Origin of the sequence: Clostridium gelidum (genome assembly GCF_019977655.1) — a bacterium.
Lineage (GTDB): Bacteria > Bacillota > Clostridia > Clostridiales > Clostridiaceae > Clostridium > Clostridium gelidum.
This window is the reverse complement of record NZ_AP024849.1, coordinates 1,446,298-1,460,136: the sequence shown is the minus strand read 5'-3', so window position 1 is coordinate 1,460,136 and position 13,839 is coordinate 1,446,298. Positions and strand designations below refer to the sequence as shown.

At 29.5% G+C, this 13,839-nt stretch carries 7 protein-coding genes; all 7 read right to left on the bottom strand.

The features are described from left to right. Nucleotides 1-167 precede the first annotated feature (167 nt). Nucleotides 168-944 carry an Imm49 family immunity protein gene (locus psyc5s11_RS06525; RefSeq protein ID WP_224036811.1) on the bottom strand — a complete coding sequence of 259 codons (777 nt, stop codon included), beginning with the start codon at nt 942-944 and terminating at the stop codon, nt 168-170. 53 nt (nt 945-997) lie between these two features. Then, nucleotides 998-2,458 (bottom strand): RHS repeat-associated core domain-containing protein, encoded by a 1,461-nt coding sequence (locus psyc5s11_RS06520; RefSeq protein ID WP_224036810.1) that lies wholly within the window; start codon nt 2,456-2,458, stop codon nt 998-1,000. 130 nt (nt 2,459-2,588) lie between these two features. Further along, nucleotides 2,589-3,758 (bottom strand): transposase, encoded by a 1,170-nt coding sequence (locus psyc5s11_RS06515; RefSeq protein WP_224036809.1) that lies wholly within the window; start codon nt 3,756-3,758, stop codon nt 2,589-2,591. A 572-nt stretch (nt 3,759-4,330) separates the two neighbouring features. Continuing rightward, complete coding sequence (locus psyc5s11_RS06510) at nt 4,331-4,507, bottom strand: hypothetical protein (RefSeq protein ID WP_224036808.1); 177 nt, start codon at nt 4,505-4,507, stop codon at nt 4,331-4,333. Nucleotides 4,508-4,731: 224 nt separating this feature from the next. Further along, entirely contained in the window at nt 4,732-5,205 is a 474-nt protein-coding gene (locus tag psyc5s11_RS06505) for a hypothetical protein (protein ID WP_224036807.1), read from the bottom strand. 13 nt (nt 5,206-5,218) lie between these two features. Further along, nucleotides 5,219-12,919 carry an RHS repeat-associated core domain-containing protein gene (locus tag psyc5s11_RS06500; protein ID WP_224036806.1) on the bottom strand — a complete coding sequence of 2,567 codons (7,701 nt, stop codon included), beginning with the start codon at nt 12,917-12,919 and terminating at the stop codon, nt 5,219-5,221. 34 nt (nt 12,920-12,953) lie between these two features. Further along, nucleotides 12,954-13,835 (bottom strand): DUF4280 domain-containing protein, encoded by an 882-nt coding sequence (locus tag psyc5s11_RS06495; protein ID WP_224036805.1) that lies wholly within the window; start codon nt 13,833-13,835, stop codon nt 12,954-12,956. Nucleotides 13,836-13,839: the final 4 nt, after the last annotated feature.

Genomic DNA, 13,839 nt, shown 5'->3' with positions numbered 1-13,839 from the left:
TTCTGGTTGAGCATCTCCATTCTTCTTTTATTGTATTTTCTTGCTTATCATATATAAACCAATTGAAAACTGTATTTAATTTTTTAAATCCAAATTACTTTGGGATTTAAAAAAGCCTAAAGCAATTTAGCTTCAGGCTTAAATACTATTAAATAAGTTTTGAAATATTAATCAAATAAACCTAATGTATTATAATCAATATATACTGGTTCTAAATATTCAAGAGGTAATAATTCATGTTTAACTTCTATATTTATTCCTCTTTCCTTAGCAATCATAGCTAAAGCTATGCTGTCATATGCAAAATCTTGTTCTAAAGTGTTCCCATTCTTCTTCATTCTAGATTTATGATTCTTCAACATGAACAATAAACCTTCATTAAATTCTTTTTCATCTCTGTCAATTAATCCTTTATATACTCTTTTATATCCACTACTATATTGTTTCATTCCTCGTTTATCTTTATTTTCTTCTAACTTATTTATATATTCATAAGCATTTTCTTTATCATCTAATATTATATATTTCAATCCATAACCAAGCAATATGTTTGCAAAGAAATCATCTTTTTCTTCTAGCCTTCCGCCAAAAAGATTAGCCATATGAGTTGCTCTTTCTTTACTTCCACTTAAGATAGAATAAAATAACGATTCATAAACATATGTTGTTACCTTGTTCTTACTAATCTCATATTTTCCACTCTTATATGAATCATAAGTCCATTCTCTTGCTAAAGTTGATTTATAAAAATTTTTCTTACTTGTTAAAACATCATTATTTAATAAATACACTACTATACCTAATATTTTTCGTTCAAATTCCAATCCATCATATGCTCGTGGAATATTACCCGAATTATTTTTTATTAATGCTGTTAACTTATTCACTCTTTCTACGCTATCAGAATATAATTCTGTTAAATATTCCTTTTTTTCACTTGTCATATTAATCCTCCTTTTAATAAAAACACCTATACATATTAGACTTTGATTGTATTTTAAAGGCTACTTCGCCTAAAATACCCACTAGGTTTTATTTTAAATAACTGTTTAGTATACGTACCTCCATTGTCCAAGAAATCTCTTAAAGCCTTTCCAGCTTCTCTAGTAGCTTTATCACTAGACAATCCCATTTTACCTATATTAGCATCAATCCAATCATCACTCATTTGTTTGCCCATTGATGTATTGCCTAATCTAGAATTTCCAAATTTAGCTTCCCCTATTACAACATCATTTATATTGCCATTTACATCATGTTTGACATATACTCCATCTATACCATGGTTTCCTTCAACTTTAGATGGTAACTTAGTATATTCATTTTTATTTACCACTATATCATCCATCAAGTCTTCACCTACAAGTCCTCTTTCAACAGTTCCTTGTGCATTTCTAGCTTCTTTCATATAATTATAAGCTTCTTGTGAGCTAAATCCTTCATCTCTTAATTTTTTATAATTATTAAATATCCTTTTCTTATTTCTACTACAAAGAGCACAGCCACTCGGATCATAATAACTAACAGGATTGTTAGCACAATAAGCATAAAGATTTAATCCATCGCCCCTATAAATATCCTCTTGAGTAAATCTTCCAATAACAGGATTATAAAATCTAGCTCTTAAATAATACTGGCCAGTGATACCATCATACTGTTGCCCAGCATAAGTTATTCTATTATGAACTTCTTCGGTACTATTTTGAACACCTCCAAAAGCATCATAATAATATTCATTTTTAACACTTTGATTTTTATCTGTAATATAAATTGTACTACCTTGCTCATCTTGAGTATAATAATATCTTTTTATCTCTGACTCAAATTCTCCATTTGAAATATCAGCTGCAACAACTTCATATCCTCTAGTAAATCTAGAGATTGAATTAAAATCCTTATCAGTTTCAACTAAAATATTATCCTTATGGAAAATAAATTTAGTTAACTTTTCATTTTCTTCAATTTCTGCTCTTAAACCTTCAGTATCATATCTACTAACTAAAGTATTTCCTTCTTTAGTTATAGCTTTAACTTGTTGATTTAAAGTATTATACTCAAAGATATTATTTCCAGTTGATGTCTCCTCTTTTATTGTATTTCCTTGTTTATCTAATGTAAAGTAATTTATCCCACTTTTATTATGAAGTTCTTTTAGTTGGTTCTTTACATTATAAACATATCTTTCAGTGATATCATTAGTTGTTTTAGTTAACCTATTACCAACTTTATCATAAGTAAAGCTTTCTTGTCTTCCATCATAGCTAGAATCCACCAAACGATTCATTGAATCATAACTATAAAAATTCTTATGCTTTGAGCTTACCTTTTGTAGTCTATTTCCATTTAAATCATAGGCATAATTATAATCTACTAAAACTTCTCCAGTTGAAGTTACCGTAACTAAACTTTGAACATTGCCATCACCATCATAAGTACAGGAATCTAGCCTTTGCTTCAATTATACATAACTTTATTAATTTTTTCCATTATTCCCATAAACATTGTGGTTAATAACAACCAATCTTCCGAAAATAGATAGAATTCCCCCTACCCCAAAATTACTTATTACTTATTCTGTTTTTTATCCTTTAAGTACTATTAAAAACCAATTCAAATTTATACTTCATTATATATAGTCCCTTTAATAAAAGCCTTACAATTTCTCGCTGCGTTGAAAATTGTTTTCTCAGCCTTCTAAATAAAAATAACTGCATTATGTTTGATGCAATAAATATCAAATAAAGCACTGCTTCAACTGCGTTACCACCATGGACAAAGCAATGTTCTAAGCCACATTCTTTTTTCAAATTATTAAAAATTGAATTTTCAATATCCCAGCGTCCTCTTATTATTTTAAATAAAGTCTTAAGTTTCATATTCATACACGTCGTTACAATCATGATTTGTGACCTCTTTTTATTTGGGTATTTCATTGCATATTTCACAAAACGCAATGGCTCTAATACCTTGTCCATAGTAAATACCGACTCATATACTTCAATTTTTTCAAAGCCTTTTTCATCTGTCCAAGCTTCAACCAGCTCTGACTTATTTACTCTCTTTTTCACTTCCCTAATGCTGTTATTATTGTTATTCTTCGCTCTAACAATTACTTCAACATCATGTTTTACACAATGATTGATCCAAACTGAATTACAGGCAAGAGCATCGTAAACCACAACATCAATTAATTTTTTATGAACACTTATTGCATTTGTAAGTAGCCTCTTTGCTACATTTTGCTCTCCTTCATCCTTTGATACTGAATCTTGTCCAGGCCTATAATTTTCAAAGTCAATAACAAGCTTTGGTCCAACTCCAACTATTGACATGACGGCTCCACTGTGAAAACAATGAGCTTTATTCCTCAAGCATTCCGGACAGCTTTTCTTATTACTTCCAAAGAATTTTGTTCCATCTATAGCAGCCACCGTATATCCGTCAATTGTTCCATCTTCAAAAACCTTATTTTCTATTGCCTTTTTTATTATATATTCATTTATTTGTTTTAAGCCTTTAATATTAATGACCTTGAGCGTATCTCTAATAGCATCAACCAGTGGCAACTGTGTACCACGACGAAATAATTCTTTAAATTCATTATTTTTAATCATCAAATTTAATTCATTGAAACTTTTTACTCTAAGCAAAAAGCCTAAAAGGACAAGTGTTATAACTTGCGCTGTCTTATATGTAGGATTAACTCTTCCATCTGATAATTTATTTAGTCCATTTTCAATATGATAAACATTCTTCATGTATCTCACCAATTTAACAAAGTAATTTTTTCTCAAGTATAAAACCCCATTTCGGTTAATAGTTTAACAAAAATGAGGCTTCATTTATAGTGAAAATTCTCCGAATTTGATACACTCTTTAAATTACTGAAAACACTACTGATTTCAAGGGTTCTATGATTTAGAAGCTAAACTGCTGGGTTTATCATTTTTATCTTCCTTTCATTTTTCACTTTTAGTTATAGCAAAAAGACCAGCAACAGAATCAACTTCTATTACTGGTCTATCTTATTTACTTTTAGGATGTCTCTAGGACACAATTAGGGTGTATTTGACTTGTTCAAAACTCTTGGTATTACTTAATTTGGGCACAAGGGCGTAATTTTAGTCAAATTATTTTATTACTATATAGAAAAATCCAATAGACACTATTTCAGCATCTATTGGATTATCCAATTGATTTTTACATTGAGTTAAGCTCACTACAGAATTATTATTATGCAGTATAAATTTTTATTACCTCTGTTAATTTTAATTATACTTCTACATGAATTTTGTTATGCATCTAAAAATTCTATCAATTAAGCATTTAGTTATTCAAAAGTTATTACTAAATGAGAATTTTTAGTTTCATCGGTAACTTTAATTATAATTTCTTGCTTTAATTTTTCATCTATTACTTCATTTTTAAAAGCAATAAATCCTCCTATTATCTTTTCCACTTCAATTTTAACTATTCTACCATTAATCTCAACCTTAATATATGACATTTTTTTGTTATCTTCATGATATATTATATTTAAAATACAACTTTTCCATTAGTGTTTCAGTGTCTATAATTGTTATTTTACTTACATTATGATTCTGTTTCAATCTTGGAACTTCAACATATATTATCTATTAATTATATTGTAGATTATTAATTCATAACAACTACAATACAATTAGTAAACTTGTGATTTACGAATTAATAGTTTTAAAGTATACACATAATTTAAATAATACTAAAATTATACTTATTTTTATAATACTTGCTAAAATTCTCAATATTCTTTAAAGGATTATTTTTTTTCATCCCATTTTCAAAGATTATACTTTGGGATAACTCATCTTTATTTTTATCTACTGCTTCTTTTATCTTTTGTCCTAGGATTTCTTTATTGATAAAAAATGTTGCCTTTCCTATTTCCTCCTGAAAAATACATGCATCAAAGTATAAAGCAGTAATATAAACATTACATGCATTCCCCTTTAACATCTGCTTCAAACTGTTTTCAAATAATGCATTTATTTTTTCTATATTTTTATACTGCTTGTAAAAACAATTTACTAAAACTGCATTGATATCTGTTGGAAATACATCTGATGTAAACTTAGATACTTCTACTTCATACGGCTTTTTACCACATAACAGATTTTGAATTTCATCATTTTTAATTGCTTTGTTTATCAAATCATCATAATTCATATTTTCTTTTCTCCTAATCTACATTAATTCTACTTATGCTTGTTTGGTCCAATGGTATTATGTCTGAGATTGCTTCTGGTACATTTCCTGATGTATATCCTCCAGGAAGCCATAATGAATTAGCACCTGTTTCATTTCCACTTGGAATCCTTAAGTTAACTCCAGTGACATCGTCACAATCAATTCTTACTAATCCACCGCCATCACTAAAATATCCATTTGGGAAACCCAGTTCCTTTTCAATAATTGATATATTACCATTTGCTCTAGAAACTACCCCATCACAGTATTTTTTAGGCAATACAAATAAAGTATTATCATCTGGAACTCCTATGAAACCATTTGTTTCTGAATATCTTCCATATGCCCACTCTGTCTGAATAACGGACAGGCCATCATCAAATTGAGACAAATGCGTATCAATATATTCCTTACTCAGATATGTGGTAGGGTCTGGTCTACTACCTTTAGGTATAGATACTATTTCATCCACCTTTAATTTATCTAGTCCAGCATTTTTTAATATATCAGCTTTACCTGCCCCCTTATTAAACTTATTTCTTAAATATTCCCCTCTATTACCCTTAAATTCACTTACTTCTTTATTGTATTGATTTATTTTAGTGCTGCATAAATATCCAGAAGGGTCGTAATAAGCAACAGGGTTATTCCCACAATATACATAAAGATTTAATCCATCACCTCTATAAGTATCCTCTTGAGTAAATCTACCAATAACAGGATTATAGAATCTAGCTCTCAAATAATACTGTTCTGTAATGCCATCAAACTGCTGACCAGTATAAGTTATCCTATTATGAACTTCTTCCTTGCTGTCTAAAATATTTCCGAAAGCATCATAATAATATTCATTTTTAACTTGCTGATTCTTATCAGTAATAAATGTAGTGCTACCTTGTTCATCAACAGTATAATAGTATCTATTTAAGTTATATTTTGATTCTTCACTTGCTTCTGCAATATCAGCAGCAACAACCTCATAACCTCTAGTAAATCTAGAAATTGAATTATAATCCTTATCAGTTTCAACTAAAAGATTACCCTTATGGAAAATAAACTTAGTTAACTTTTCATTTTCTTCAATTTCTGCTCTTAATCCTTCAGTATCATATCTACTAACTAAAGTATTTCCTTCCTTAGTTATAGCTTTAACTTGTTGATTTAAAGTATTGTACTCAAAGATATTATTTCCAGTTGTTGTTTCCTCTTTAATTGTATTTCCTTGCTTGTCATAAGTAAAGTAGTTTACTCCATTTTTATTATGAAGTTCCTTCAACTGATTCTTCACATTATAAAAATACTTTTCTGTAATATCATTTGTAGTCTTCGTTAATCTATTACCTACTTTATCATAAGTTAAGCTTTCGCATCGGTCATCGTAGCTAGAATCAACAAGTCTGTTCATTGAATCATAACTATAGAAATTCTTATGCTTTGAGCTTACCTTTTGTAGTCTATTTCCATTAAGGTCATAAGCATAATTGTAATCTACTAATACTTCACCGTTTTGTGATATTGTAACTAAGCTTTGTACATTGCCATCCCCATCATAACTGTAATCTGTCTTTAATCCATTTCCAACAGTCACAGATTTTATACTATCATTTTTATAATAATCGTAGGTTGCTAAAGTATTTTCTTTATCATCTTTTATTTCTTTAGTTCTATTAGTATCATCATAACTGTAAATACTGCTCTTTCCAGTTATATCTTTTATAGTTTTGATGTTACTATTTTTATCATAAGTATACTTTAAAAGAGTTCTTCCCGATGCACTCTTAGATTCCAACATTCCTTCAATATTATAATCGTACTCATATTGCATGTTCCCAGTATATGCATTTTTCAAAGTTCCATCTGGATTATATTTAAATCTTTGATCTATTACATTTAATTTATTTTTGTTTGGATCTTCTACTTTTTCTATTTTTTGATTTTGTTCTTCTAGCTTTTGTTTTTCTTGTCTGTCTTCTTTATCTTTTAATCGTTCTGTAAAGCTTCTTCTGCGAGGTACTTGGCTTAATGAGTTAGTTATAAAACCTTCTTCTGATTTATTTTCAGCCTCTTCCCTAGCTTTTGCTCTAGCTTCTTCAGCTTTCTTTGCTTCTAATGCTACAGCTTCTTCATCAATTTGATAAGCTTTTAGGTCAACTATATTTCTATCCACATTGTATTTTCTATCTACATGATTTTGCTTTCTATCAATATGCTTAGTTAAATTACCTTCACTGTCATAATAGAAATATTCGCTATTTCCTTCTTGATCTTTTATTTCGCACACTTGTCCTAAGCTATTATAGAAGTATTCTATAGTTCCACCATTTGCATCAGTAGTACTTGTTATATTTCCTGCAAAATCATAAGTATACTTTTCAGTTCCACCTTCTGGTGTAGTTATTTGAGTAATTCTTCCCCAATCATCTAAAAAGTATCCTGTTTCATTTCCATTACCATCAGTAATTCCAGTAATATTACCTCGAGCATCATACTTATAACTTTGAGCTGATCTATTTTCTTTTCTTGAGTTTGGAGTAATAACATCCTTAATTTGACCAAGTAATGTATAAGTGTACTCAACTTTATTATTTTCTCCATCAATTGAAGTTTTTATATTTCCCTTAGGATCGTAAGTATTTTTAGTTACAGTTTCACCTAAAGCATTTTTTACTTCAATAACTTGGCCTTTTAAGTTATAGGCGTAAGTTGTTCCTACTCCATCATCTCTAGTTTCATCATATTGTTCTGGAAGTACTTGTTTTATTATTCTATCATTTTTATCATAGAACAATCTTGTTGTATTTCCTGAAACATTAACAAAATGAGTAAGTCTATTTTGTGAATCATAGGTATAAGTCTTTTTCTTTTTATCTTCTTGAAATTTAAGTTCTTCAAATAACTTGTCATTTTCTTTTTTATTCTCATATCTTTGAGTCCAATGTATTTTATAATCATTTTCACTTACAAATTTATTACTTATAATCTTTGCTTCTTCACCAGAATATTCACTTAAACCTACAACATTATCAGCTTTATCATAGTTATAAACATAACTTCTAAATATTCCATTAACTTCATCTTTTTCATGCTGTTCTATAACTCTATCTGCTTTATCATAAACTCGTCCTATTTCATAGCCTTTTGGAGTTAGGATTTTTATTATATTACCATTTTTGTCATATTCATAATTTGTTATTGCCCAAACATTTTTTCCAGCAGTTTCTGGTGATACAAAGGCTCCGTTTATTTCTTCTTTCTTTTGTATTAAGTTTCCTACTTTATCATAAACATAATGAATTACCTTGTTAGTCGTATCATTAATCTTAAAGCTTTCGTAAGTCTTATTATTTAGGCAATCATATTTGTAAAATGCTTTTGCTCCATATTTATCTTTAACATTTACAATTCTATTTTCTTCATCATATTCAAAGTAGATTTCATGATAATAATTACAAACTTCATCTTCATCTACTAAGTCAATTCCATGTTTTTCTAAGATTTTATTCCCATTTTTATCGTAAGTGTAGCAAGTTAAATTATACTTAATCGCAACTTCGCTTTCGTCTCTTTCTGCTGGAACTCTCTTCTCAATTAAATTCCCAAGTAAGTCATATTTAAATAAAGTTGCATTTCCTTCATTATCTATTTCCTTTATAATATTTCCATGAAGATCATATTCAAAGGTCTTTTCTGTAATTCCTGCTTCATTTATTATAGAACTTAATTGGTTCATTGAATCATAACTGTAACTATACCCTAACCCATCATCAGTTTCTTTATTGTAGTACTCTGGGCTTATATGTCTTATAACATTTCCATTAGCATCATAGAAGAATCTTTCTATTCCTCCATCTGGATAAATAGTTTTTATTTTTCTATTATCTTTATCATAAACATACTCAATTCCAATACCATCATAAATTTCATTATTATAATAGTTAGGATTTATTTCTTTTATTATGTTTCCTTCGCTATCTCTTATGTTTTTTTCTATTATTCCAAGTGGATTTTTTATGCTTATAAGTCTATCAAAATGGTCATAAGTATATTTATAACCTTCATCAGAAATACTTCCTTTTATGCAAGCATTTGGAGTATAAAGACTTGTTAAATTACCCATGTTATCATAATTTTTTATTGTTACATTTCCATTACCATCTTTAATACTTGCAATAAAATTTAAGTTATTATAACCAAATTCTATTGTTCCATAATCAGTTTTTATTTCGGTATTTCTGCCTACTTTATCATAATCATATTCATACTCATATCCACTATTTGTGATTACTCTTACTGGGTCTTTTCCTTGTTTTCCTTCTATGAAATTTCCACGGTCATATTCATATTTTGAAGTATTTCCATTACCATCAGTTCTGCTTAGAATTCTTCCATAGGAGTCATATGTGTAACTTTCAGTATTCCAATTTCCAACTGAAATCTTTGTTTTCTTGCTCTTTAAATTACCTTGGCTGTCATAAGCATTGATAATTTCTTTTTCTTCATTATCTGTTTCTTTTATTAGGTTGTTATTTTCATCATAAGTGTATTCTGTTTTTAATCCATTTGGTAAAGTTTCTTTTAGTAAATTACCTATTTCATCGTAAACTTTATTCGTTTCAAAGTTGTTTCTATCTTTTATATAAATTTTGTTTTGATAATCATCATATTTGTATTCTTCAATACTTCCATCTTCGTATAATAAATGTGTTACTAAACCATCTTTATTATATCTAAATTTTTCTGTTGCTTGACTATCATTGCCATAGAACGTATTTTCTCTTTCACCTTCATCATAACTTGCTGTTGCAAAATCTCCATCTGGATATTCTTGTCTTATTACTCTTCCTTTTTTATCAAAGAAGTTCTTAGTATAAGTTTGTCCATTTTGGTCTGTTACACTGCTTATATAACCTTTTTCATCATAAGTATACCTTGTTATTCCTTGGTCAACATGAATAACATCTGTTAAATAATCTTCATCATATTTATATTGAACTGTTCTACCTAACTCATCTTTTATTTCAATTACTTTTCCATCTTTGTATGTGAAAAATAATTTATAATTTGAGAAAGTTGTTAGAGTTTCAATATTTTCTCCTAGATATTCTATCGCTAGTTTATTTCCAAATTTATTTGTTATATTTAAAAGTTTTCCTAAGTTATCATATTTATAAATCTTTTTATCTTTATTAGATTTAAACATCCAATAATCTTTTTCGTTCTTTAAGGAATATATCTTTGCTCCACCTTTGTCATTTAACCAATTTTCATCTACCTTATTAAAGGTTTCAACATGTCCATCAGTACAAAGTACCTTTACTTTCTTATCTCTAATATCTAAAAAGCTATCAAAGTTTAATTTCCAACTCTTACCTAATACACTTACATCTTCATTTATAGATTCATATTTTCTTTCAATCTTAAATTCTTCATGTATATCTGGTAATACAATATCTGTTGCTGGTATATATAAACTTCCTGTTACTGTATCAATAGGGTCTTTAGTACACTTTTTATTTTCAATAGATTTAGTCTCATTTTTACCTGAAATTGATTTTCCGTCAGGGTTCTTAGGTGATTCTCCCTTAGCACCTTTTCCTCCTCGCATGGAAAATCCTCTAGTAATCCCTCCCACGGCTACTGCACTACTAATTAAATTACCATAACTCTCTAAACCATTATTTATTTTACCATCATCCAATAAATCAGATGCTAATCCCATTCCGCCTGCCATACCACCATCAACTACTGCTCCTTTACCTAGGCTCGCAAGAACTTCCATTGATCCTCCACCAGTTGCCCATGCTATTGCTATTCCATTAATAATGGTTGTTGTCCATTTAATTGCATTATATACTCCTTGATTTCCTCCACATACAGTATCCCTCATAAAATTCTTTGATTTAGAGTAATCTCCTGCCTGGGCTTTCTGATAATCTTGAATTCCTTCTCCTACTTGTGATGCCCCAATAGCTGCTCCTGTAATACCACTTACTATGGCTACACCAGCTGCAAGAGCAACTCCACCTGTTAACACGGTTGCAGTTGCTAATATGATAATCCCTGCTACTACAGCTGCTCCTCCTAAAATTGCTACAAACAAACCATCTGACGTTTTTGCTTTTGCTGCATCAATCTTTGCTTTTTCAAATTCTAATGCTCCTGCATTCATTTGATCTATTTGAGCCTGAGCATCTGTATTTTCCCACGTTGTTACTGCTGCTGGCATTTCTACGGGGTCTTTACTTGTTCCTGCAAAATCAATTTTAGTAGCTCCTAAGGATGTTTCTTCAACTATATTACAACCTATAGTTCCTCCTTTTGATACTTCTATTTTACTTTTAGCTGAAAGCTCTATGCTTTGTGGTCTAAAGGGTGGTACATCGCCACTACCATCTCTCATTCCAAGTTCCACATTATCAGTAGCTGTAAGATTTATATTTTTTCCACTAAGAGATACATCTCCCGATTGTGCTAAGTTTAAACTTACACCTCCACCACCTGGTGAAAAATCCATATCACTTGGTGTTAGTTTCATTTCACTTCCTCCCGTATGAGAAAATGACTTAATATCTGGATTTTGTGTTTTACTTGCGTATTTTGCTGCTCCATCTGCACTTCTTACTGCATGGATAGCAATTGCTTCTTTTTCATCATTAGTTGAAAAATAGATATGAACCTGACTTTCTTTCTCTGGCATACAATACCATGCACTACTTTCTATTGCATAAGTAAAGTACTTTTGATTTGAATAAGCTTCAAATACTGGATCTATTTCAAAATGAACACTCATGGTATTTCCTTTTACATCTTTAACTGTTGCAGGAATACTCATTCCAAAAATCTTATGATTTACCATATAAGTAGTTCTAAGTCCTCTTTTAAGACCTATAGTGTATATTGTTCTTATTTCTTCTTTATAAACTTCAGTATGAATTTTAGCTACTACACATTTAACTTGGTTAAACACAACTTTTTCACCAAGTATTAATTTACTTGGACTTATAATATCCCAGGTTGTATATTCTTGAAGAAAATTCTCTTCAAATCCCATAGCTTCTCGCTTATTGTAATTATCAATGTCTTTTACTACTTCATATTCATCTATATTTATTTCTTTACTATTATCTAATTCTGGTATTCCAAAATGAAATCGTCCATATTCTTCTGTAGATTCAGCAAGTAATACACCATTAAAATGACTTGCTATCCTCTTTAAAAATTCCCAATCTGTCTCTTCATATTGTAGAATAAATTCTCCAATAGTCTGTCCATTGGTTATGTTATCAATGAAATTTTTCTTTGAATACGGTTCTAAAACTTTTGTTATAACTTCTTCATAAGTCATGTCTAAATTGCAAAAAGTTCTACTATTTTTTTTAATATCAAACTCCTTTGTATAAGAAACACATTGTAGTTCCATTGCATGAACTCCGCTTTCATAAGACATAACCATTTCATTTATTTTTCCTACAAATAGTTTAGTTTCTTCACCAGTATTTTCTTCAACCCTCCATACAATTACCTTTTCTTCACTAACATTCTTATTTATATACTCTAATATTTTCCCTTCCTCTATTAATAACTTTAAATTTAAACAAGCATGATTATTAATACGATCTAATATATTTATGTCTTCAACTTGAATTGCATCATAAGGTGTTTCTATTTTTAAACCTTTATATGTTATTACCATATAGATCCTCCCCTTATCTTCTTATAATTTTCATCTATTTTTCTTGTCCACATGTATAGAATTTAATTGTTCCTCCAAAAACACACATAGTTGTACATCTTCCAAGTAATGCAGGTTTACCATCAACAATAACTGTTTCCTCTCCATCTATCCACGATAAATCTCCATCTATAGCACATTTACATACACCTGCGCATTGTTTTACTAATTCGTCATCTATTTTATCTACTTCTTTAGCTGCTCCAAACAAATCCATAACTCTATCAAAAAAACCTTTCTTTCTATCTTGCGCTTTTTTTAACACTTCTTTAGCAGCCTCTTGTACGCTAGGATTTGATGGACTTTGACAAACTTTAAAACTTATTATATTTGTATCTGGAACACAATCTTTAACATTAAGTTGTGCAATATCATTTATATATTGACCATGACTTACTGGTATTACAACATAACTTCTATCTGGAGAACAACTGCATTCAATAATAGCTGCATTAACTATATACTGTTTTTTTAGATTTTCAATTCTATCTTTTTCTGCTTGTTCTGCTTGTTCTGCTTTTGCCGCCTCATCTTTTGCATTTTGTTTTTCTTCTGTTCTCTTTTTATCTATCGCTGCTAATCGCTCTTCAAGAGGTAGTTGTAGTAATGCTTGTCCCTCATCGTAGTCAGATTTTACTTTCTTTACTGTCTCTATATCATTTTTAATATTATCAACTTTTCGATCTACCAGACCTTCAACTTCAGTTGCAATTGTTGCACCAAGCTCTCCTCCATACTTGTCTTGCATTGCCTTATCGCTTTCATCTGAAAAAAGACTTTCAGAACTCGAGCTTGAAACTGAACTTGAATTTGCGAGTTGTTCTTCTACTTCTCCCGGATTTAATTTATAACTATTTTGCATACTTTCTTGAGCCATAAGT